This is a genomic window from Secundilactobacillus paracollinoides DSM 15502 = JCM 11969 (assembly GCF_001311135.1).
GTDB classification, from domain to species: domain Bacteria; phylum Bacillota; class Bacilli; order Lactobacillales; family Lactobacillaceae; genus Secundilactobacillus; species Secundilactobacillus paracollinoides.
Genome location: NZ_BBAG01000021.1, coordinates 1 through 23267, shown reverse-complemented (window position 1 = coordinate 23267; position 23267 = coordinate 1). Strand labels below are relative to the sequence as shown.

The 23267-nt window shown below is 46.6% G+C and carries 17 protein-coding genes and 9 pseudogenes; 19 read left to right on the top strand and 7 right to left on the bottom strand.

Going from position 1 to position 23267, the window contains the following annotated elements:
* Positions 1 to 35: 35 nt before the first annotated feature.
* From JCM11969_RS08360 to JCM11969_RS08325, 8 genes and pseudogenes are all read left to right on the top strand, one after another.
* Entirely contained in the window at positions 36 to 1046 is a 1011-nt protein-coding gene (locus JCM11969_RS08360; protein WP_054710411.1) for a rod shape-determining protein, read from the top strand.
* Positions 1047 to 1057: 11 nt separating this feature from the next.
* A complete protein-coding gene (gene yidD / locus JCM11969_RS08355) occupies positions 1058 to 1333 on the top strand; it encodes a membrane protein insertion efficiency factor YidD (protein WP_054710408.1) in 276 nt (91 codons plus the stop codon).
* A gap of 206 nt (positions 1334 to 1539) precedes the next feature.
* Positions 1540 to 1788: a DUF2969 family protein gene (locus JCM11969_RS08350; RefSeq protein WP_054710405.1), complete on the top strand. Its 249-nt coding sequence runs from the start codon at positions 1540 to 1542 to the stop codon at positions 1786 to 1788.
* 65 nt (positions 1789 to 1853) lie between these two features.
* Positions 1854 to 3059 carry an FtsW/RodA/SpoVE family cell cycle protein gene (locus JCM11969_RS08345; RefSeq protein WP_225353196.1) on the top strand — a complete coding sequence of 402 codons (1206 nt, stop codon included), beginning with the start codon at positions 1854 to 1856 and terminating at the stop codon, positions 3057 to 3059.
* A 55-nt stretch (positions 3060 to 3114) separates the two neighbouring features.
* Positions 3115 to 3417 carry a glycine cleavage system H family protein gene (locus tag JCM11969_RS08340; protein ID WP_054710402.1) on the top strand — a complete coding sequence of 101 codons (303 nt, stop codon included), beginning with the start codon at positions 3115 to 3117 and terminating at the stop codon, positions 3415 to 3417.
* A gap of 396 nt (positions 3418 to 3813) precedes the next feature.
* Positions 3814 to 4846, top strand: a pseudogene (locus tag JCM11969_RS08335) (methionine ABC transporter ATP-binding protein).
* Complete coding sequence (locus JCM11969_RS08330; protein ID WP_054710399.1) at positions 4839 to 5522, top strand: methionine ABC transporter permease; 684 nt, start codon at positions 4839 to 4841, stop codon at positions 5520 to 5522. Before JCM11969_RS08335 ends, JCM11969_RS08330 begins: the two are co-directional and overlap by 8 nt.
* A gap of 29 nt (positions 5523 to 5551) precedes the next feature.
* Positions 5552 to 6384 (top strand): annotated as a pseudogene (locus tag JCM11969_RS08325) (MetQ/NlpA family ABC transporter substrate-binding protein).
* Between the two features lie 84 nt (positions 6385 to 6468).
* On the opposite strand, the gene JCM11969_RS18070 reads toward JCM11969_RS08325, so the two are convergent.
* The gene (locus JCM11969_RS18070) at positions 6469 to 6708 is read right to left on the bottom strand and encodes a hypothetical protein (RefSeq protein WP_156770477.1); all 240 of its coding nucleotides are present in this window, start codon (positions 6706 to 6708) and stop codon (positions 6469 to 6471) included.
* Positions 6709 to 6768: 60 nt separating this feature from the next.
* Here JCM11969_RS18070 and JCM11969_RS08320 point away from each other — a divergent pair.
* The 8 genes and pseudogenes from JCM11969_RS08320 (at position 6769) to JCM11969_RS08280 (ending at position 15579) form a co-directional block, all read left to right on the top strand.
* Positions 6769 to 7522 (top strand): annotated as a pseudogene (locus tag JCM11969_RS08320) (ABC transporter ATP-binding protein).
* A gap of 10 nt (positions 7523 to 7532) precedes the next feature.
* Positions 7533 to 9340: pseudogene (locus JCM11969_RS20695) on the top strand (FtsX-like permease family protein).
* Positions 9341 to 9403: 63 nt separating this feature from the next.
* The gene (locus tag JCM11969_RS08310) at positions 9404 to 9775 is read left to right on the top strand and encodes a GntR family transcriptional regulator (protein ID WP_054710396.1); all 372 of its coding nucleotides are present in this window, start codon (positions 9404 to 9406) and stop codon (positions 9773 to 9775) included.
* Positions 9772 to 10643 (top strand): annotated as a pseudogene (locus JCM11969_RS08305) (ATP-binding cassette domain-containing protein). The gene JCM11969_RS08310 and the pseudogene JCM11969_RS08305 overlap by 4 nt, the downstream one beginning before the upstream one ends.
* Entirely contained in the window at positions 10633 to 11409 is a 777-nt protein-coding gene (locus JCM11969_RS08300; RefSeq protein WP_054710392.1) for a hypothetical protein, read from the top strand. The pseudogene JCM11969_RS08305 and the gene JCM11969_RS08300 overlap by 11 nt, the downstream one beginning before the upstream one ends.
* A 449-nt stretch (positions 11410 to 11858) precedes the next feature.
* A pseudogene (locus JCM11969_RS20390) lies at positions 11859 to 12484 on the top strand (DUF2785 domain-containing protein).
* An 852-nt stretch (positions 12485 to 13336) separates the two neighbouring features.
* Positions 13337 to 14998: a glycerophosphodiester phosphodiesterase family protein gene (locus tag JCM11969_RS08285; RefSeq protein WP_054710381.1), complete on the top strand. Its 1662-nt coding sequence runs from the start codon at positions 13337 to 13339 to the stop codon at positions 14996 to 14998.
* Between the two features lie 35 nt (positions 14999 to 15033).
* A complete protein-coding gene (locus tag JCM11969_RS08280; RefSeq protein ID WP_054710377.1) occupies positions 15034 to 15579 on the top strand; it encodes a DNA-3-methyladenine glycosylase I in 546 nt (181 codons plus the stop codon).
* A gap of 51 nt (positions 15580 to 15630) precedes the next feature.
* On the opposite strand, the pseudogene JCM11969_RS08275 reads toward JCM11969_RS08280, so the two are convergent.
* The 4 genes and pseudogenes from JCM11969_RS08275 to JCM11969_RS08260 form a co-directional block, all read right to left on the bottom strand.
* Positions 15631 to 16106: pseudogene (locus JCM11969_RS08275) on the bottom strand (universal stress protein).
* 311 nt (positions 16107 to 16417) lie between these two features.
* Entirely contained in the window at positions 16418 to 16708 is a 291-nt protein-coding gene (locus tag JCM11969_RS08270; protein ID WP_054710374.1) for a hypothetical protein, read from the bottom strand.
* Positions 16709 to 17025: 317 nt separating this feature from the next.
* Positions 17026 to 18293 (bottom strand): annotated as a pseudogene (locus JCM11969_RS08265) (replication-associated recombination protein A).
* Between the two features lie 83 nt (positions 18294 to 18376).
* Positions 18377 to 18841, bottom strand: coding sequence for a YueI family protein (locus JCM11969_RS08260; protein ID WP_054710371.1), 465 nt, complete (start codon positions 18839 to 18841; stop codon positions 18377 to 18379).
* A gap of 83 nt (positions 18842 to 18924) precedes the next feature.
* On the opposite strand from JCM11969_RS08260, the gene JCM11969_RS08255 reads away from it, so the two are divergent.
* Positions 18925 to 19527 carry a DUF1054 family protein gene (locus JCM11969_RS08255; protein ID WP_054710369.1) on the top strand — a complete coding sequence of 201 codons (603 nt, stop codon included), beginning with the start codon at positions 18925 to 18927 and terminating at the stop codon, positions 19525 to 19527.
* 12 nt (positions 19528 to 19539) lie between these two features.
* Positions 19540 to 19704 carry a hypothetical protein gene (locus JCM11969_RS17730; protein WP_156319310.1) on the top strand — a complete coding sequence of 55 codons (165 nt, stop codon included), beginning with the start codon at positions 19540 to 19542 and terminating at the stop codon, positions 19702 to 19704.
* A gap of 115 nt (positions 19705 to 19819) precedes the next feature.
* On the opposite strand, the gene rpsD is transcribed toward JCM11969_RS17730, so the two are convergent.
* Together rpsD and JCM11969_RS08245 are read right to left on the bottom strand one after the other, a co-directional pair.
* Positions 19820 to 20428 (bottom strand): 30S ribosomal protein S4, encoded by a 609-nt coding sequence (rpsD, locus tag JCM11969_RS08250; RefSeq protein WP_054710366.1) that lies wholly within the window; start codon positions 20426 to 20428, stop codon positions 19820 to 19822.
* A 195-nt stretch (positions 20429 to 20623) separates the two neighbouring features.
* Positions 20624 to 21090: pseudogene (locus tag JCM11969_RS08245) on the bottom strand (GAF domain-containing protein).
* A gap of 166 nt (positions 21091 to 21256) precedes the next feature.
* Between JCM11969_RS08245 and ezrA the strand changes: the two are divergent.
* Positions 21257 to 22993 carry a septation ring formation regulator EzrA gene (gene ezrA, locus JCM11969_RS08240; protein ID WP_054710363.1) on the top strand — a complete coding sequence of 579 codons (1737 nt, stop codon included), beginning with the start codon at positions 21257 to 21259 and terminating at the stop codon, positions 22991 to 22993.
* The last annotated feature ends 274 nt before the right edge of the window (positions 22994 to 23267 follow it).

The following is a 23267-nucleotide window of genomic DNA, read 5'->3' as shown; positions in this document are numbered from 1 at the left end:
GGTTGAGATAATAAGTTCAGGAGGAATTATTTAGGATGGCTAAAGATATTGGTATTGATTTAGGAACTGCCAATGTTCTTATCTACGCAGTGGGTAAGGGAATTGTGTTAAACGAGCCGTCAGTGGTTGCCGTTGACACCAAGACGAACCAGGTGCTTGCAGTCGGTTCAGAAGCCTACCGGATGGTTGGGCGGACACCAAGCAACATTCGGGCAATTCGACCATTGAAGGATGGGGTTATTTCAGATTTTGACATTACTGAAAGCATGCTGTCATACTTTATCAGTAAGCTGAATGTGAAGGGCTTTTTGTCAAAGCCAAACATTATGATCTGTGCGCCAACCAACATTACTGAGATTGAACGGCGGGCCATCATTCAGGCTGCTGAAAAGTCTGGTGGGGCAAAGGTCTACCTTGAAGAAGAACCAAAAGTTGCCGCTGTTGGTGCGGGCATGGATATTTTCAAACCTCGCGGGAACATGGTGATCGATATTGGTGGTGGGACGAGTGATATTGCCGTCCTCTCACTGGGTGACATTGTGGCTAGCAAGTCCATCCGGGTTGCCGGTGATGAGTTGAACGTCAACATCATTAACTACCTGAAGACCCAGCACAACCTGCAGATCGGTGAGCGGTCAGCTGAAGCCATTAAGATTCAAATTGGGTCAGCCTATCCAGATGAAAACGACCAGGACAGCCTTGAAGTCCGTGGACGCGACTCCGTAACGGGGATGCCACGGTCAGTAGAAATTACGGCTGAGGAAATTCGGCCAGCAATTGGCGTTGTCATGGATCAAATCGTGAATGCTGCCAAGGAAGTACTCGAAATCGTGCCGCCTGAATTGGCATCTGATATCATCGATCGGGGGATCATGCTGACCGGTGGTGGTGCGTTGCTGAAGGGCATCGACAAGCTCTTTATTGACCGGCTCAAGGTGCCGGTTGTTATTTCTGACAGTCCATTGGATAACGTGGCTAAGGGTGCTGGTGTGTTACTTGAACACATGGATACGAATTCAAAGAAGAGTCGTAAAGCCAATAAGTAAGCGAGGCTGATATGAAAAAGATCCTAATGGTACTGGTTCGCGGGTATCAGCGGTTTATTTCACCGTTGTTTCCGCCAACTTGTCGTTATTCGCCAACCTGTTCCAGCTATATGCTGACAGCGTTGCAAAAACATGGTGCAATTAAGGGTGCACTGATGGGCATTGCCCGTATTTTGCGGTGTAATCCGCTCGTCCATGGCGGCTATGATCCAGTGCCGGATCACTTTAGCCTCCGAAGAAACAAGGCAGCCGAAATGGCTTACCTCGAAGAAATGAAATTAAAGTAACCACGGGAACCGTTATACCGGTTTTTCCGAGGGGATAAGAGGACTCAGCTGAAACCATAGCGGTTATTTAGCTGAGTCCTCTTATGTGGCCGAGCCTAACAGATTTTCTAAGCGGCCTATAACTGCTTTCTTCCACGGGTTAAATGCGTTAAAATAGGAATCGTGCACGATTTCGTTTGCATGAAAAACAAAATAAGGAGTTTCGTATGTCCAAAAAAAATCAACCAATTGGTGTTGCCATTGACGAAGTGCAACAAGGGGAATTAACGGTCCTTCAAGTCTCAATCAAAGATGATGTGATCGGCGTGATCAAACCCTTAGATAAAACGTTTGAAGTCGATATTGAAGCGACCAGCCAGTTAAGGTCAAAACACAGGATGACGGGATCGAATACCTCATCCAAGCCTACAATTTACACCACTAAGCCGTTTTCTAAAAAAGGCTTAAATGCCTAGTTAGAAAATCGCAATACACTCACGAATGCTTATAATAGATGATGAGTGTGGAAGGAGGGCGTGCTTTGGCAAAAGAGCTTCGTGAAAATAAAAACGAAGAGGATTCAAGAATTGATTATGGCGTTATTTTTTGCGTTTTAATGTTATCAATTATTGGGTTAGCTTCAATCTATGTTGCCGCTACCCACGATTCAAGTGCCGTGAATATAAAGTCAGAAATGATTTCTCAGGTGGCATGGTACATTATTGGGACTATCGCCGTCGTGATCATTATGCAATTTGACTCGGAACAATTATGGAAGGTCGCGCCCATTGCCTACTGGCTAGGCATTTTTCTGTTAGCCTCGGTGCTGGTGTTTTACAGTCGATCGTATGCCGCTTCAACGGGTGCGAAATCGTGGTTCGCTATCGGCCCCTTAACGTTCCAGCCGTCAGAAATTATGAAACCGGCTTATGTTTTGATGATGGCACGAGTCATCAGTGATCATAATCATACGTACTATCATCATACAGTGCGGACGGACTTTACATTACTTGGCAAAATGCTGGCTTGGACAATTCCAATTCCAGTGTTATTGAAATTGCAAAACGACTTTGGGACGATGCTGGTGTTCTTTGCTATTTTTGCAGGACTGGCCTTGATTTCAGGGATTACCTGGAAAATTCTAGTGCCAATATTTGGTGGTGGTGGTGCCATTGGCGGTGGCGCATTACTACTGGTGGTCACTTCAAGTGGGCGAACGATTCTTGAGCATTTGGGCTTTCAAGCCTATCAATTTTCACGAATCGATACCTGGTTGAATCCATCGGGTGAGACATCTAACCAAAGTTATCAGCTTTGGCAAAGTATGAAAGCCGTTGGATCTGGTGGCGTGTTTGGTACCGGATTTGACGTTTCAAAGGTCTACGTCCCCGTGCGTGAATCCGATATGATCTTTTCCGTTATTGGTGAAAACTTCGGGTTTGTCGGCAGTTGTTTGCTGATTCTGCTTTATTTCCTATTAATTTATCAAATGATTCGGGTCACGTTTGATACGAAGAATGTTTTCTACGCTTATATTTCGACCGGGATCATTATGATGATCCTATTCCATACGTTTGAAAACATTGGGATGAGTATTGGCCTCCTGCCACTGACTGGTATTCCATTACCATTTGTTAGTCAAGGGGGATCGGCATTGATTGGGAACATGATCGGTATTGGCTTAATCATGTCGATGCGTTATCATTATAAGAGTTACATGTTTAGCCGCAGTGATGATTTTGAATAACCGATCTCAAAATGATCACTGTTGGGCGACAAATTTGATGTTGAGGTGAAGGATAATGAACGAACAAGCAACTTACTTTTGGACAAAAGAGATTAACGGTAAGACCCGCGTGGGCTTGACCAAGGCTGGCCAAGACGAACTGGGTAGCATCAAGTTCGCACATTTACCAAAGGTTGGCGATGCAGTTAAGGCCGGCGCAACACTGATCAGTGTTGAAGCTGAAAAGGCTGTTTCTGACATCGACAGTCCCGTAAGCGGCACTGTTGCTGCTGTTAACCCACAACTGGACAACGACTTTGAGGCCTTAAACAGTGCCAGTGAAGACGATGCTTGGTTAGTAGACATCCAAACTGCCTAAGACAAAATGACAGTTTGATGATAAATGTTGCTTGACTTTTAGAATTGAGCTGAGTATACTTTTGTCATTGACTTGAATTGAATACCAAGTGGCAAGATGAGTAGGCCGGACAACGGGTTTAGAGAGTTCCTATTAGGTGAGAGGGAATCCCGATACATGGCTGAAGATGGTCTTGCAGGCACTGTTACGGTGAGTTTTTAATGAGCCGCAACTGGGTAACGTCCACTATCGCGTTGAGTCATGAGATGACTCATTGAGGTTACTGCTGTGAGGCAGTAACGAACTAAGGTGGTACGCGAAACGCTTCGTCCTTAACTAGTGGTAGACTAGTTGGGCGAGGCGTTTTTTATTTGATAATGAGTACAAGTGATAGTGATGAAAAGGAGGGGATATCCGTTGATTGAATTCAAAGATGTGTCCAAAACGTTTACAACGAAGGATGGCACGTTAAATGCCGTTCAGCACGTTAACTTTAACATTGAAGACGGCGAGATATACGGGGTCGTCGGCTATTCCGGCGCCGGAAAATCGACGCTGGTGCGGATGCTAAACGGATTGGAAACACCCACCAGCGGGGCAATCGATATTAATGGGGATAAGATCTCAGAGTTAAGCGGGACGGCGCTGCGAAAGAAACGCCAAAAGATCGGGATGATCTTCCAACACTTTAACCTGTTGTGGTCACGAACCGTGATTCAAAACGTTATGTTTCCGTTGGAAGTTGCCGGCGTGGGCAAGAAAGAGCGCCGAGAAAAGGCCCAGCGATTAGTTGACCTTGTCGGGTTAAATGGTCGTGAAAAGTCTTATCCGTCAGAATTATCTGGTGGTCAAAAGCAACGGGTCGGGGTTGCCAGAGCGTTGGCAAATGACCCTGAAATTCTGATTTCAGATGAAGCGACTAGTGCGCTGGATCCGCAAACAACGGATGAAGTGCTTGACCTGTTGCTTAAAATCAATAGGGAATTGAATTTGACGATCGTCTTGATCACCCACGAAATGCACGCGATTCGTAAGATCTGTGATCACGTGGCTGTTATGGAAGAAGGGAAGGTTGTTGAACGCGGTACCGTGTTTGACGTCTTCCGGAATCCGCAACAGGAGATCACCAAGCGGTTCGTCAACGAGGAAGTTGACCCATCCCTTGCCGATACGAACGTTGTTATTGATGACCTGATCAAGAACTATCCAAAGGGCGTTTTGCTCCAACTGGTCTTTCATGCGATCAAGCCAAGTTACCAATTGTGTCTGAGATGATTCATAAGTACCCTGATCTTCAGGTCAGCATTATTGAAGGCAGCATTCATCAGACGCAAGAAGGCGCCATTGGTTCGCTGTTCCTGCAACTGATTGGGGAACAAGAAAGCATCGACGGTGCCAGGCACTGTTAAAGAAGATGCGGGTAGAAACGGAGGTCATTCACCATGACTAATGGCTCATACTTTGCGTTCCATACAGTCGATTGGGGCAGCATGTGGGGCGCCACATGGGAAACGATTTGGATGACGCTCGTCTCCATGGTCGTCGTCGTTATTTTGGGCATCCTATTAGGACTGCTGCTGTTTGAAACAGCCGATAGTCACAATTTCTTGGCAAAGGCATTGAATTGGCTAGTGTCACTCTTCGTCAACGTTTTCCGGTCAATTCCGTTCATTATCTTGATCTTGCTATTATTGCCCATCACCAAGAATATCGTGGGGACGATCATTGGTCCCACAGCGGCGTTACCTTCGTTGATCGTGTCAGCGGCCCCGTTTTATGCGCGGATGGTCGAAGTGGCCCTTCACGAAATTGACCACGGGGTGATTGAAGCGGCTGAGGCCATGGGGGCCAATAAGACGCAGATCATTTTAAAGGTCTTGTTACCAGAAAGTATGCCGGCGCTTGTTTCTGAAGCGACCGTTACGACGATCTCACTGATCGGCTACACCGCAATGGCTGGGGCCATTGGGGCTGGTGGTCTAGGTAACCTGGCATACATCGACGGGTTTGAGACCAACAATAACACCATTGTGTTAGTGGCGACTGTGATTATTGTTTTGATCGTGTTTGTATTTCAATTTATTGGGGATTTTCTTGTTCGTCGGATTGATAAACGGACATTGTAAAAGAAAACAACTATTTGGGAGGAATCATCATGAGATTATCCAAACGTGTGTTAGGTGTGTTAGGTGTAGCGGCAACGGCCGTTTTGTTAGTGGGTTGTGGCAGTAAGTCGTCATCTTCAAAGAAAATTACAACCATCACTGTTGGGGCTTCAGCTGTGCCTCATGCTCAAATTTTGAAGCATGTGCAACCACAACTGAAAAAGGAAGGCGTCAACTTAAAGATCAAAGTCTTCCAAGACTACGTAATGCCTAACAAGGCATTGGCTGCCAAGGAACTGGATGCTAACTACTTCCAGCATATGCCTTTCTTAAACCAGTGGAACAAGGAAAACCACGGGACATTGGTTAGCGCTGGTGGTGTTCATTTGGAACCCATCTCAGCTACTCAAAGAAGTACAAGAGTTTAAAGGATGTTAAGGATGGGTCAACGATCCTTGTCAGCAGCAACACGCCTGACTACGGTCGTGTGTTGACGCTGTTGAAGGATGCCGGTTTGATCAAGATCAAGAAGGGCATTGATATCACCACTGCCAACTTCTCAGATATTACGTCAAATCCTCGTCACCTGAAGTTCAAGCACAGTTACGAACCGAAGTTGATGCCAACAATCTACAAGCAGGGTGAAGGTGACGTGGTCTTCATTAACGCCAACTACGCTGTGCAAGCAGGTTTGGATCCTCGTAAGGATGCCATCGCAACTGAAAAGAAATCATCACCATACGTCAACATCGTGGCTGTCCGTAAGGGTGACCAAAACAAGCCAGCCATCAAGAAGTTGATGAAGGCATTGCAATCAAAGAGCACACAAAAGTGGATCTACAACCACTATAAGGGTGCAGTGTTGCCGGCGAAGGCATACTAGAGAGTGGAGCAAGGCGTTTAAGGGGCGGAGCCTAAGTAACTTTCGGCATAAAATCCCGGTTTTGGATTTTGTGCCGGAAGTTGCTTAGGCAGTAGCCCCTTGCCTTGCGGAACTCGTTTCGGCACGGAGGCCAGAAAGCGCGTCGCAAGAGGCATTCTCTAATAAAATGAGCATTTTTAAAGAGAATGCAAGACGTCCTGACCCAATCACAACTGAAAAAAGAACAACTTCAAAATCACCACCAAAAACTGTCAACCAAGCGTTGGCAGTTTTTTTATACCCAAATCCACCGTCAGGACCACTCTGAAATTTGACTTTTCTCACCCAACCTTTATAGTTAACTACACAAGTAACTAACCAATTAAGACTAACGGGGGAATTCAAATGAACGCGAATGCAGTTGTCTCAGTACGGGACCTTCACAAAACCTATGGCAAGGCGGGGGAGAAACAATACGAAGCCTTAAAGGGCATCACGTTTGATGTTCAACCTGGAGAATTTGTCGGCATAATGGGGGCTTCCGGTTCTGGTAAGTCAACCTTGCTGAACATTCTTGCGACCCTGGACCAACCGACGAGTGGCCAGGTGACCATTGACCAACTGGATGTCACGACGCTTAAAGGCAACCAAATTGCTGATTTTCGGGCAAAAAAAGTCGGGTTTATCTTCCAGGATTTTAACCTGCTTGAAAACTTAACGAACTATGAAAATATTGCTTTACCGCTCTCTCTTCAAAATATTGCGGGTACAAAAATCAAGACAGCCGTGGAAAAGGTTGCGGCGCAGTTGACGATTACCGAGACACTTTCCAAGTACAACGGAAATTTCTGGGGGCCAAAAACAACGGGTGGCAGCAGCGCGGGCACTCGTTTCAAAGCCGGCCATCCTGTTTGGTGATGAGCCGACCGGGGCACTTGATTCAAACAGTGCCCGCGACCTCCTGGAAATGTTGACGGCCGTTAATCATGATCAACAGGTCCCAGTCTTATTAGTGACCCACGACCCGTTTTCGGCCAGCTATTGCCAGCGTATTTTGTTCATTAAGGATGGCCAAATCGGCCAGACGCTGCATCGTGAAGACCGGACACAACAAGCGTTTTATCAAGAAATTCTTGATACGCTAGGGACATTTAACTAGGAGGGGCGCCGTGTTAGTAAAATTAGCATTTGCGGGCATTAAGAGCCGCATTAAAGATTACGTTGTCCTCTTCTCAGGACTGGTCATGTCCAGTGCCATTTTCTACATGTTTGAGGCCCTCGCGACGAACCAGTCGTTCATTAAAAATAACACCACGGTGTCAGGCGCTAGTATTATTTTTCAACTGGGTGCTGTGTTGCTAACGATCATTACGCTGGTGTACATTTTCTACGCGAATTCGTTTTTAATGAGCATGCGCCGACATGATTATGGGATGTTTATGATGCTTGGAGCCAAACAACGTAAAATTGGTCAACTGATCTTACTGGAGACCATGGTCATAGGCGTCATCGCCAGCGTGATCGGAATCCTGGTCGGCTGGTTGCTTACCAGTACGCTAGGAAATCTGATGATGTCTGTCGTCATTGGGAGTCACCTTAAACACTTCAGTGCGTTCTATCTACAGCGTGTTGACCACGATCGATCTCTACCTTGGCCTGTTTATGATTGCGGGTATTGTGAACTGGTTGAGTCTCACTAAAACGCAAGTCCTTCAACTGTTGAAGGGTGATCAGCAGCCTAACCGTCCCGTTCTGCGGCCCGTTGCCCAGTTGATTCAAGTAATCGTCGGGCTTGTCTTGTTAGCAGTGGGCTACTACTGCATGGCTCACGTCCAAACGATTGGCTGATCGGTATTTTCATTGCGCTGGTCACCATCGTGGCTGGGACGTACTTCTTATTTAACGCTGTTTCATTTGGCTCGTGCTGTTATTGAAGCGGACCTCATGGGCGAATAGGGGCTTAAACACGTTTACCCTGTCGCAGTTACAGTTTCGGATTCGTAATTACACTAAAATGCTGTCGATCGTTTCCATTTTATTTGCGTTAGCGTTGGGTGCAATTACAGTCGGCATTGGCTTTCACCGGCAGATCGATCTCATGGCAAATGTTAATTCGCCATACACCATGGCAATTCCGGATCCAAAACCAGTGACTCAATCGTGCGTTGACCGGTTGCACCTTGCCACTAAGGCCCTCTATCAGCAGAAACAAACGCGCACGACTGTCTATTACAATGCAGCTGAACTGAAGGCCCATCCTGTTCAACGGGTAACAACGACCTTAGCAGAAATGCAAAAACAGCACCGCAGTCATGTTGCAGTGCGCTATGGAACGGTGAGCGTTGACCAATTGAAAAAAGATCCGGTAGCACTTGAAATGTTGCAGTCTGGACAGCAGCAGACAAAGACAGCTAAGGTGGTCTCAGCGGCTAAATTTGCTCAAATAAAGGGGACCACGCACCACCTGTTAGTCTTTAGAGTCACCAATTTAAAAGCCAGCCAAGCAGCCCTTAAAACGATTCAAAACAGTGAGTCTCTTGCTGCGGGCACTGTTCTTCCTGGCGGGTACGGCATGCTTGTGTTGGGTACCGCACTCTATGGTGGCCTGGAGTTCATGGGACTCTTCTTAGGAATCGCCTTTCTTGCAATGCTTGCAAGTTGCCTGATGTTTAAGATCTTAAGCGGCGCTACAAGCGACCGTAAACGGTACATGATGCTCAACAAAGTGGGCACACGTCCCAGCGTTTTGCGCCGGTCGATCAACCGAGAAGTCGGGGTGTTGTTCATTCTGCCGGGAATCGTTGGTGTCATTCACGTCCTGTTTGGCTTACAATTGTTTACCTTATTAATGATAAATCCGTACGATCAGCTCTGGATACCATTTACAATCTTTATTCTGTTGTATATTATTTACTATGTGATTACTGTGAGACTTTACGAACGAATCGTATTGCCGAAGATTCAGATTAATAATTAGGCGTGAGCGGTCGTCTCAAACAAATGTTAGGAAAGGAACATCGTCAAAAGCGGGTGGTGAAAAATGCAGTTTAATTTTGACAGTACAGAACCGCTATATTTACAGGTAGCCGATCAATTGGAGGAGGCTATCTTCTTAAACAGCTTTCAGGAAGGTGAGCAGGTGCCGTCCACCACGGAAATTTCAAAACAGTTCCACATCAATCCGGCAACGGTGCTGAATGGCATGAACATTCTTGTGGATAGCGGCTTTCTAGAAAAGAAACGGGGGTTAGGCATGTTTGTAACAACTGGCGCCAATGACAAAATTCGAACGAAACGACAAGATGAGTTCTACGCTGATTTCGTGTCCAACCTGGTCAGCGAAGCAAAAAAATTATCGTTGCCGGAGACGGCAATCATTGAGATGGTGAAACGGGCGTATGAACAGGCATGAATCCAATTAAAGTAACGGGACTATCCAAATCGTTTGCAAAAAGACGGTCCTGACAGATATTAACCTGACAATTGAACCCAATACCATCTATGGTCTGCTTGGCCGCAATGGTGCCGGTAAGAGTACCTTGTTGAACTTGATTACGAACCGGCTGCCGATTGCGACCGGGACGGTGACGATTGACGGGACGCCCTTAGCAAACAATGACGCGCTATTGAATCGTATTTACATGATGAGTTAAGCCAACCTTTACCCGCCGCGGCTGCGGGTGAGTGAGATCTTTAAACTCACTGCCCAGATGTATCAGGGATTTGACGCTGCCTATGCGGATGAGCTGGTTGCGAAATTTGAACTGGATCCGCAGACCCGGTTTAATAAATTATCAACTGGTTATCGCTCCGTTATGAAGCTGATCATTGCCCTGGCAGTGGATGTGGACTACGTGTTTTTAGATGAGCCCACGCTGGGACTGGATGCGAATCACCGGCAGTTGTTTTATGAGGAACTGATCGATAGTTATGCTAAGACGCCACGTTCGTTTGTGATCTCAACGCATCTTATCGAAGAAATTGCGAACGTGATCGAACGCGTCTTTGTGATTCAAGACCATCAGCTGCTTGTTAACGACACAACTGAAAATGTACTTCAGGAAGGGTACGCTGTCACGGGGCCAGCCAAGGAAGTGCAGACTTATACGGCAGATCTGAACGTGATCGGTCAGGAAAGTTTGGGCAATTTATTGGTTCACTACGTTTATGGCCAACTTGATGACCAGCGCGAAATTCCGGACACGGTGACTGTGAGTCACATTGATCTGCAGAAACTCTTTATTTATCTAACCAGTCAGGGGGGCCATCGTGAGATTTAAAGCTGGATTTTCATACCAATTCAAAACCTATCTAAAAGCGCTCGGGTGGTTCTATGTCTGGGCCATTGCGGGCATCGTGATCCTGCCCACGCTGATCACGGTTGTCCTGGGGCAGGCGCAACATTACACATTAAGCGATGCGCTCCCAGGTGGGCTGACCAGTATTGTTCTTGGGATTTTCTTAGTGGTCTACGGCGCCATCACTTATGATGGGTTCAAGCTATTTATTCAAAATGGTATCGGGCGGAAGACTTATTTTTGGTCAAAGACGGCCGTGCTTGGCGTCATCGTGCTCGTTGGTGAAGTGATTAATGTGTTGTACGGTTGGTTATATGAGAACGTCATCACCAGTCGCCACTCTGGGACCATGGTCTTCTTTGACCTTTATGGCAAGTATTTTCACAACCAAGTGGCTGACAGACTGGCCGTTGTTGTGATCACGATTTTATTTATTGGCTGTTTTCTTGCAACAAGTATGGCAGTCGGCAGTATTCTCGGTTTGTTTTCGCGCAGAGTTCAAATCATTTTGATCGTCGGCATCCCGATTTTACTGTTTATCATCTTGACTGTCTTGATCTCAGTGAACACGACGAGCAGTCTAAAACTGACCTGGATCTACGATGCGCTTACGTTCATGGTTGGCTATCACAAGCAGGCCCAGGGCTATTTGAACCCGTTTGCACCGATGATTTCTGGAACGCTCTACATTCTGATTATGCTGGGAATCTCATACGGATTTACTTTAAAATTACGCGTGCCGCGATAAGCCTTCCTGAACGCCATTATTAATATGGACAGAAACATGCTAAAATAGCAGTATTAGTTAAAAATGGACACGTCTAGACAGACAGAAACGGGGCGAAAAGAGTGGACGATCAAATTGACACGTTGCGACACCAGTTGCAGACCTATAAAGATGAAGTTAACGCAGGTAAACTATATCAATCCCTAGGCCCCAAGCTGGAGGACCTGATCAAGGAAGCAAAAATTGTGCCACCGACCCCGGTTCAGTTGCCAAACGACGATGACGGGATCCGGCCGCTGTTACTGCAGCTAAACGACCAGATTCAAAATGAAACGCTAACAGAATTACGGGACCAGGATGTCATTTCTCTGTTACACCATATTGGGTCACCAGATCCAAAAATTCGGGATAAGGGCATCTATTTCCTGTTTAATGATTTGATTCAACAGCACTTGCTGACGAATAGTCAGATGACCATGATGGTGCGCTATCTCAGTAGTGACAGTGTGTTGTTCAGCCATATTTTTGAACCTGAAAATGAGGCCGTGTATCAACGTTCATTTGCGGTACTCTTACTTTCAGTCGTCATCTATGCAGATCGGGTTGCCTATCATTTTTTGGATGAAGATCTGGAAGCCCAAGTTGTGGATCAATTTGCCCTCTATATTTTATTAGAGCGCGATACCCGCGGCTTTATCGGCCAACAGGGGTGGGCTCACGCCTACACGCACATCGGCAACTTGTTAGATGAGTTGTCTGAACGGCCACGGTTAACACGGCGGATAAGTTACTGATGCTGGCACTGATCATTGAACGCTACAAGCAGTTGGATGGCGCCTTGATTTTTGGAGAACCGCAGCGGTTGGCAGGGTATTTTTCACGACTGACCAATAAAAACCAGCTCTATGCTGACTATTTTTTGACTCAGTTAAAACGCTGGCGTCAGGAAATGATCATCATTCAATCTGCGGAAACCCAGGGTGTTTGGAACCGGGTGTATAACCGCGGACGATTGATAGAGGCCATGATTATTCGCCATGACTTTAATGATCAGATTATGGCTTATTTGAATTCGATTATCGATTTTTTGGCTTAGGATTTGCCTGCTGTTTTAGCCTGGTTTGTGTTTTGATTGTTAAAAGCAACTCTTGCGGCAGCATTCTTGGCGACATGTGCGGCGCAAGCAGGCGTAGATTTTCTGCTTTCTAGATGACATTGCCGAAACGTGTTCCAGGAGGGGTCTTTCCAATGTTAGGTGATAGTCCGTTGCATTCCGCAATTCGGCAGGCCGTCGTAGTGGCTCGCGACTGAGCTAACTCGATTTCTGCTGCGCAGCTCTCGAGTGGATCTCAGTCGTCTCGCACATCAGTAACCGACCAAGAAACGGTCGCTAACTGATGTCGACACCACGACAACCTGCCGAATTGCTGCATTCCACTCACGTTGAGCTTACTTTTCAGAAAAGTTAGCAACACACTAGCGTTAGACCAAGTTCGAAGAGAATCCGCCCTCGACTGCTTGTCAGACTCTCGGTAGCAATGCTTCTTACGATGTGACAATTGACAATCACGATTAACTAGCCAGCTTCTGAGCAACTACTATGAACACTTATTTTCAATGTTGAGGCGTTCAAGAATCGTAGCGTAGTGGAGCCGTTCGGCATTGCAGGCTGTGGTGTTGGTGTTAGTTGGCAAGGGTTCTTTCCTTGCCTAGTAACACGGGAGACGTAGGAGATCCTTGAATGTCTGAAAGGACATTCAATAGCTCCGGAGCGACCCCACCTCAGCCTGCAGGGCCGAACGGTGCAACAAAGCGACATATCAGCGCCATTTATTCACCCAACATTGGAAAGACCCTCCAGGAGACAGAGGGCTACTGCGTAAGCAACTTATGATCCGCCCCCTAATCGTCTCCTTTCACACTCTATACTATAAAAAAGGACACCCAAATGAAGTCGAGTTATTATAAACGTTTATTTTCGATGAGCTATCAGTTGTTAAAGGTACGTTCTGTTAACCTTGGCTGGTTACTGCTTATGGCACTGCTCATGACCATGCAAATTCTCATGTTAAATGCCGGCTTGGTTGTCGCCAAGCTGGTTTTAGTCGTGGGATTTCTTGCCGGGCTACCCTTTGAGGTGACGCTGGTCACCACGGCGTTATTTGCATCTAATCAGCTTATCAACCAAAATGACTTGCTTCTGTTGACGACCTGGCGCCGATTCAAGAAACACTGGCTGCCCTTACTCGTCATGGAACTCTTGTTGCTGCTCGTCTGGGCACCGTTTGGCGACGTTGGGTTTTCTTCCGCATTTATTAATTTGGTTCGGTTGCCGGTTCACGTGATGGATAATTTTGTGATGTATCGCCGTATTTGGCTGGTCCTGGTCGCTATCGGCTACTTGATTGTTTTGACGCTATTCATGTTATTAACTTACCGAGTGGTCAACGGGATCATTAACCGCCGGGAACCGCAGCGACACGGATTAAAATCACTTTGGCAGTTCCAGCGGGTGTTCATTCGACCATTTCTTCGTATCATGGTGCCCGTTGTCGTGATCGATGAGGCTGTGATCTTTGGATTTCGGGCACTCATGCCGACCATTACCTCACAGACGCTGGGCAAATTTCTAAGTGTAGTGGTCATGATCATTCTTATTACGTTTACCGTCATGGCACTGAGCTGTTTAATGGTCGCCATGGTTTGGGAAGCGTTAGGGCAGCCTAGTTTCAAACCTGTGTTTGATAAGGATGATGCGACGCACACAATGGCGTGGTTCCCAGCTGGACTTGTGCTGATTTTAGTAGCCTTATTTAGTTTTCAGGCCTTTCACTTTAGCTCGCCTGCGTCGGCCTCAACGACCGTTGCACACCGTGGTGCTGTTGATAATAATGGGGTGCCAAACACGCTTGATTCCTTGGAAAAAACGGTGAAGGATCACCCAAACTATGTTGAGATCGATGTTCAAGAGACGCGTGATGGCAAATTTGTGGTTTGTCACAATCAACGCGTTCGAGAAGCCAACAATGGTAAGTTAGCCAACATTCAAAAAACGTCGCTGGCAAAATTGACTAAGATTAAGGTCACGGAAGATGGTCGCAAAGTTTACTTGACCGATTTAGCTGACTATTTAAGAGTGGCTAAGCAGTATAAACAACGGGTCATCGTTGAAATTAAAGTCACGCCGGATGACTCGAAAAATCTAGCCAAGCGGTTTGCTGCCCAGTATGGGAATACCCTTGTCGCCGACCGCGATTTTGTGCATACCATGAACTATCAAACGGTGAAGGATCTCAAAAAAGAGGTGCCTAATCTGATAGTTGGGTACATTGTGCCCTTTAACCTGGTTTCCGTGAAGCACTTACCGGCTGATTTTTATTCGGTTCAGGCCATTGGATTAGGCAAAACAATTGTGCAACAGGCGCATTCGATTGGCGCACCGGTATTTGCCTGGACACCGAACCATTTAAGTCAGATGCAGCTCATGCGTGTTTACGGTGTCGATGGGCAGATCACTGATCGATTGACGGTGTTACAAGAAATGAACCGTGAGCAGCCCAGCCAATTTAATTGGGCAATTATACAAAGTTTAATCAGCCAATTCATCTAATCTTTACGTAGGTATACGTAAAGGAGATGATTTACATGACAGAGCGTTGTTCATGGGCAGCAAAAAGTACGCAGTTACTGCTGTATCATGATTTAGAGTGGGGCGTGCCCACACGAGACGAACGGCAACTATTTGAGAACCTATCACTTGAAATTTTTCAAGCGGGTCTCAATTGGCAATTGGTTTTAAAATACCGATCAGCATTGCGGGAAGCCTTTATGGATTTTGAGCCTGAGGCAATCGCGGCGTTGCGTGATGAGCAGATCGATGTGTTATGCGTCGATGAGACCATTATTCGTAACCGGCAGAAGATCTCAGCAGTTGTCGCAAATGCCAAGGTGCTAGTCGCACTGCATGATCTGGACTGGTCACTGACCGAAGCCGTGTGGACGAATGCCGTTTTATTGCAACGGACACACGAGACAGATGTTTGCGCGCGGTTTAATGCGGATTTAGTTCATACGCTGAGCCACCTTGGATTCAAACGAGTTGGTCTCAAATCCTGCTATGCGTTTTTGCAGGCATCCGGTGTGATCAATGATCATGAAACGGACTGTTATCGGCGATTAGAATTACTGTAAATTAAAAGCGTGGTAGAAGGGGTTATCCTTCTACCACGCTTTTAAAGTGACTTATTCACCAGTTTTTTTTTGCGCCGGTTTGTTTTCTTGGTCAGTTCTCACAACGAGAACGTCACAAACGGCTGTCCGGGTCACGTATTCAGTAACTGACCCGATGAGGAGCCGCTCAACAGCGTTTAACCCAGTCGCACCGATCATAATCAGGTCGATGTCTAACTTCTTTGGAATCTCACGGGAAATGATGGTCTTTGGCGCACCGTACTCAATTGAGTAATCCACGTCAGAAATTCCGGCATCCTTGGCTTCTTGGATGTATTTGTCCAGAGTCTTCTTGGCGGTATCGGTAACCTCTTCCACCATGTTGTATCAAAACTAGAAATATTTTGAAACGCCCGCGTATCCACAACGTGAACCAAATGAAGGTCCGCATCATTTCGTTTGGCAACGGCAACGGCTTTCTTAAAGGCTAATTCGGCCTCGTAAGAACCATCAACTGGTACTAAGATATGATTGTATTGTTGTAGCATCATGACTCACCTCTCTCACTTGTTAACTCTATCTTACATTATTTTGCGGAAAATAAAAAGAAAAATGTGGTGGCGTTTTCAAATAGAGCGGAGCAAGGCGGTTTGAGGGCTTCTGCAGGAGCCCTCAGCCTTGCGGAGCTCGTTTCGACTCGAGGACAGGAGAGCGAGATAGCGAAGAGGGTTTTCTGAAAACAAACAGAACAACAAAAACAGAAAAAGCACCCTAACAAAAAAATACCATTTCCAAAAATCTCACAAACCCAAAAAGCGTCCAAGGCCAACCGCCCCAGACGCTAATGAGTATTCAAAAATCATTTAGCTTTCGGAAAGAAACTGACCAACATCAACTGAACGCCAACAATATCAGCTACCCCAATAAATAGCGCAATACAGATAAAGACTGTATTTTGACTGATTGTTGCTGCAGCGGCAACAACGCCAAGAATGACGAGTGAGTAGCCACCGAACTTGATGACGCCAGATAGTGGTTTGTTCGCTTCAGGATGAAAGATCAAAAAGGGTTTGTGCTGATGGGCAAGAAAGAAGCCCCCAATAAAAAAGGTCAGCAGGGTGTAGAGAATCATGAGAATGGTGATGGCCAAAATAAAAAACCTCCAAATTTTCTTTAAAAAGAAAAAGGCTGGCTTACAAGGTGCAAGCCAGTCCTCAAAGTGTTGCCACTTTGAAAGATCTAATAGTGCCGTTAATTGCCCGATAGGTTTTGGCCCGCTTGTAAGCAGGTGGGACGGGCAGGCCATGACTCTGACTACCAAGTGATAAGGCCTGTCATCGCTATGAACATCTACCCATGTCCCAATGTAAAACTAGTTGTTCGGCAAACACGTATGATGGGCAAGGCGAACACCCTAGAACTCACATGTATCGTAGCACAGAAACGTTGTTTTGACAACTTTTGTGACTAATGGCCCTGGGCTTTTCGCAGACGCGTATATTGCTCGCCCAGTGCGGTTTCAAACTTGCCATTTTGTTTCGGTTCGTAATACTGCACATTTTTGATCGGGTCGGGGAGGTACTGCTGTTTGACCCAGTCATTGTCGAAGTTATGCGGGTACTTGTAGTCAACGCCGTGGCCGAGCTTCGCAGCGCCGGCGTAGTGGGCATCTTTCAGATGAGCTGGAATGTCACCGCCACGGCCCTTGGCAACGTCACTCATGCAGCATCAATGGCTGCCATGCCAGAATTCGATTTAGACGAGAGGCACAATTCAATCACGGCATCAGCGAGGGGAATGCGGCCTTCTGGAAACCCCATGTGTTCTGCGGCGTAAACAGCATTCACCACCCGAGCGCAAGCTGGCGGATTGGCGAGGCCAACATCTTCATAGGCAATGACCATGAGCCGCCGCACGATCGACTGCATGTCGCCAGCAGTGACTAATCGGGCCAAGTAATGGAGTGCGGCGTCAGTATCACTGCCGCGAATTGATTTTTGAAACGCGGAAATGACGTCGTAATGAGCGTCACCATCCTTATCATGGCTAAAGGCCTTTTTTGGACACATTCTTCAATGATCGGCAGGGTGAGGTGAATGACATCGTCGTCGGCAGGAGTGGACCTAGCGGCTAATTCTAGGCCGTTGAGGGCACTTCGCAAGTCACCATTCGTTGCCGTCGTTAAAAATGATTCGGCATCATCATCTAACTGAACATTTTGATCACCAAGCCGTTTTCGCTATCACTCAGTGCCCAGTCGATGGCTGTCCGAATGTCATCGGGCGTTAACGGATGCACTTCAAAGATCTGTGTCCGACTGCGAATGGCAGGATTAATGTTGATGTAAGGATTTTCCGTTGTCGCCCCGATAAGAACGATTCGACCGCTTTCTAGGTGTGGCAGCAGAAAGTCTTGTTTAGTTTTATCCAGCCGGTGAATTTCGTCAAGCAACAGGATAACGGTCCCGCTCATCTTGCTTCTTCGGCCACGATTTGAAGATCTTTTTTTGAATCCGTCGCTGCGTTCAGTTTACGAAAAGCGTATTTCGTTGAGCCCGCAATGGCACTCGCGATACTTGTTTTTCCAGTTCCCGGCGGCCCGTAGAGGATCATGGAGGAGAGCATTTTAGCCTGCACCATGCGACTGATGATTTTTCCTGGGCCAACGAGGTGTTGTTGGCCGATCACATCTTCGATCCGTTGTGGGCGCATGCGGTAGGCAAGCGGTTGTGGCAAGGTTGTCACTCCTTTCAATTGAGGGTCTAATAAGTGCTGGCAATAGAAACGTCGCCTGACCGAAGTCGGCGACGTTGGCGTTTCTATAAGCCAAAACGGTGTTTGAGTTTATCAAGCACGGAATTTGATTGTTGCGGTTTGGCATTGGATGCCGGTTTGTCAGGATATTTTTTGGTTGCTTCAATGGGATACACATTGATGGCATTTTTAGCAACGACCACGAACCCAGCGCTGTCTGGCTGGTGTGGATAAAAATCATCTGAAACGATGGTGAACTTTGTCCCAGCCTTGCTGGCAATACCCATGTACGGTGCCAATTCGGCAGCTTCGAGATGGCCGTTGAAGATGACTTGGTAGTCCGGATGGGCGCTGATTTCTTGCGTGAGCGCATCCTGGAACTGTTTGTCACGAATCTCCTGCACGGTGACAAGCAGGGAGACCCGTTCACGAAAAGTGCCTAAATATTGACGTTGTTCATCCGGGTGCAACATTGGCGTCCCATACATGGCATTGTCAAGGTGGGCACTCATTTGATCTTTTTCTGGCATATTTCGTCAACCTTTCTTTCTTAGTCCATCTAGTATAACATAGGTTTCAGGCTTAATCGAAGTTAACGACAGGGGTGACTGCAATGTTTAATCAAGAAGATTTTGACGTATTTAAGGACCAAACATTAGCTGGCCGGATGGCTGGTGTCCGCGGTGTGATCGATCCAAAATTTGAGGCGATTGCACCGACAATCAAGGCTGCTTTAGGTCAAGACCAACCAGTCTCAGATCACATTGCCAAGCACTTGCGCCGGTTCAAAAATCCGCCGATGAATACCTGGATCGCATTTAACCAAAATCCACGGGGTTATAAAATGACACCGCACCTGATGCTTGGGTTTTGGGATGACCGGTTATTCTTGTGGCTTGCGAGTCTGGCGGAGGCAACTGACCGCGATTTAATGATCAATCGCTGGCAAAGGTTATTACCTGAGCTGGTCAAATTACCGAGTCGGTTTGAAATCAGCCCAGATCATATGGCTAAAAAGAGCGGTCCAGTCACGATGAATGGCCTCAAACAACAATTGACCCGCTATGAAACGGTCAAACAAGCAGACTTTATGGTCGGTCGGCAGTGGCTTCAGGATGATGATGTGTTTAATCATCCCAATGATCTTAAACAGATCCTCGTCGACACGACGCATGAACTAGCACCATTCTATTCGGCGCTGGTCGCTGACAAATAGGGTGGGGGAATCATGATGACAATGATACTTGGTGTTCTGCTCATCATCATGTTGATTGCGATTAGTCTTGGCGCCTTTCAAGGCAATCGCACCGTGATTATTTTTGGTATGGTGGGGTTAACGCTTGTGGTCATCGCAGCCTTGTTCCTGATAGTTGTGGGGATTCCGACCTTTTAAAATGGTCACCAACCTTAAGTTACTGGCAGCGGCTCTCACGCCAATGCACCAGGAAGTTTGAGCAAAAAAAGCAACTTGCCAAATGGCAAGTTGCTTTTTGAGTTGACGCAAAAGACTATAGCTTGTTGTAGTATTCAACGATAAGTAATTCGTCGATATCAGCATCAAGTTCTTCACGTTGTGGTAACCGTGACAATGAGCCTTCAAGCTTGTCGGCGTCGAATTCAACGTATTGAGGACGACCAACGACTGCTTCAACAGCGTCCTTGATGATTTGCATATCCTTGGACTTTTCACGAACACTGATCACTTGGCCTGGCTTAACTTCGTATGAAGGAATGTCCACACGCTTGCCATCAACAGTGATGTGACCGTGGTTAACCAATTGACGTGCTTGGCGACGAGTAGTTGCCAAACCTAACCGGTAAACAACGTTGTCCAAACGACGTTCGAGCAAGATCATGAAGTTAACACCATGCTTGCCTTCACGAATCTTACCGGCACGAACGAACAAGTTTTTAAATTGACGTTCAGTTAAGCCGTAAGTGAACCGTAACTTTTGCTTTTCGCGAAGTTGGGTCCCATATTCTGACAACTTTTGACGACGGCCTTGACCGTGATCGCCAGGAGCGTAAGGACGACGAGCTAATTCTTTACCAGTCCCTGAAAGGGAGATACCAAGACGACGTGAAATGCGCCAGCTTGGGCCTGTATAACGTGACATAAATGAATCCTCCAATAATTTTAGTTGGAGTAAAATAATTCTTCGTAAGCACAGTATTCGTGCAGATCGCTTTGCAGAGTTCGCCCTGTGCAGCCGCAGGTTACTAACTGAACCACCAAGTGGGCAGTGACCTGTTGACGAGCTTACCGCTTACCGCCGCATTATTTTACACAAGGAGTAGTGTACCGCGAAACACTAGGCAATGTCAATGTGCGACAGCAAAATGTCCGCGAACTGTTCGAGTTCAGCCTTATCGTCATCATTAAAGCGGGCCAGCTTAGGGGAGTCAATATCCATGACACCAAGCTTCTTGCCATCCTTGATCAGCGGCACCACGATTTCAGAGTTACTTGCGGAGTCGCAGGCAATGTGGCCAGGAAACTCGTGGACGTTTTCGACAACCAGCGTTTTTTCTTCTTTAAACGCTGTGCCGCAGACGCCGTTACCGACCTGAATATGCACACAGGCAACGTTTCCCTGGAAGGACCAAGCATTAATTCATCCGTATCCTCCTGATAGAGGTAAAAGCCAGCCCAGTTGATATCCTCAAGGGATTGGTTGAGCAAAGCGGATGCATTAGACAGGTTACTAATTAAGTTGTGTTCATTATACAAAAGCGCATCAATTTGTTGGTTCATTAACGATGGTGTTGCTTCTTGCATAAAATCGCCCCTTTACTATTATATAGATCTTCAAATTTACGGTGAAGCCTTTTCACTAACTATGCTATAATTTAAGCTAGAATTGATTTTAATGGCTAAATGTATAAAAAGCAACCAAAAATGGTTCACCATACATATGAAATGGTAAACGAAGGACGGGGATTGGATGTTTAAGGTTTTCGTGGGAATTATAATCTTGGCAATCGTCATTTATGGCGGTATTTTAATTTATCAACAATATCTGTTGCGTCAGCTCAAGACGATTGATCAAGAACGTCAGGGACTGGACATTGACAGCTTGGAGGCGGCGGTCGCTCAAGTCAAGACCATGAGTTTGACGGGCAAGACGCTCGATCAAGTTGAGGCGCTGCTTAGCGATTATACAGCACTCAATGAGACACGGTTGCCACGGTTGAAAGCCCAGTTAGATCAAGCGACTGGGGCTGCTAAACAGTATCGATTACTGGCAACGCACAGCAATGTAAAAAAGGCCCAGTCTTCATTAAAGGTCACTCAGGATGCGATTGCGAAGTTAACCGAACAGATCGACGCCCTAAAAAAAGTCGATGAAGATCATAAGGCTGCTGTCAAAGCACTGGAGAAAAAATATCAGGATCTGCGTAAGACCTTGCTGGCAAAGAACTTCATGTACGGTCCAAGTATCGATGGACTGGAAACGCAACTTGGTACCTTGGAAGACGACAACGACCGCTTCCATGAACTCACGAGTCAGGGGGATCACGAAAAAGCTGCTGAGCTGTTAGCACAATTACAGACTGATACTGAGCATCTTGAAGAAATGATCCAACAAATCCCGCCACTGTATAAGAACCTCGAAACGGAATTCCCAGCACAAATTACCGAACTGCAACAGGGTGAGGCAACGCTGAGTGCCCAAGGATTTAAGTATCCGGAAACAGACATGCATGACCAGATCCAGGGCCTCAATGGTGAGGTCAAGGCTGGTAAGGAAGCCCTGACCCAGTTGGATATGGATAAGGTTCAGGCTAACGACACCGCGTTGACGAATAAGATCGACCACTTCTATGACACCATGGAAAAGGAAATGGGCGCTAAAGAAAAGGTGACTGAAAACCTTGATACGTTGGCAAAATTCATTTCCCATGCGCGTAATCAAAACACGTTGCTGACCCGTGAACTCGACCGACTGAGTTTGAACTACACGCTGGATCACCAAGAAGTTGAAACGGCGCGGGAGTTCAAGGAGCAGATTCGAAACATTGATAGTGCTTATCAAGCTGATATCGAAGCCATTCAGTCTAACGAAGCAGTCTACACGCAAGTCTTAGCCCGTCAAACCCAAGCTGAACACGATCTGCAACAGATTGAAGAACAGCAACAGACCATCAATACGACGGTTTCTGGACTCGTCAAAGAAGAACAGCAGGCGCGTGATACGTTGCAACAGTTTGAACTGCGGCAGCATGGCTTACGGCGCCAGGTTGAAAATCTGAATTTGCCTGGGGTCTCAAAAACGTACTTAGACTACTATAATGTGGTACGTGATGAGATTGCGAAGTTAAATGACGATATCAATCAGGTTCAAATTAACATGGAAGAAATTACGAAACAGTTGATCATGATTGAATCGGATCTGGATATTCTGGCTGAAAAAACGACTGATCTCGTTGACAGTGCCGAGTTGTCTGAACAATTGCTTCAATACGCCAACCGTTACCGGCTCACACATGATGAAGTCGCAAAAGCGAGTCAGGAAGCGCAACGGTTATTTGATCAAGAGTTCGATTATGCAAAGAGTCTTGAAACGATTGCGACCGTTTTGGATCAGGTTGAACCTGGCTCTTATAAACGGTTGGAAGATAACTACTATAAGCGTAAGGGGACAGCTAAGAAGCCGGAACCTGAGGAAGACGCTGAATAGTTGAAGAATGTGAGTGCCTGTCCCGGTTGGGGTGGGTGCTTTTTTTTGTGGGCGAGGATTGGTATTTCTTGGCGATGTGGCGAGTGGTGGGTGTTTTTTTGGAATATAGTGTTCGTACTTGCGTGGTTATCTAGTTTTGCTTTATCGTTTGGGCGCTTTTTATTTAGATTGCCGAAACGTGTTCCAGAAGGCAGAGGGCGGAGCGTTAGGGACTTCGACCCAAAAGTCAAGCCCGGACTTTCGGTCAAAGTCCCTAACGCTCCGCCCTCTAACC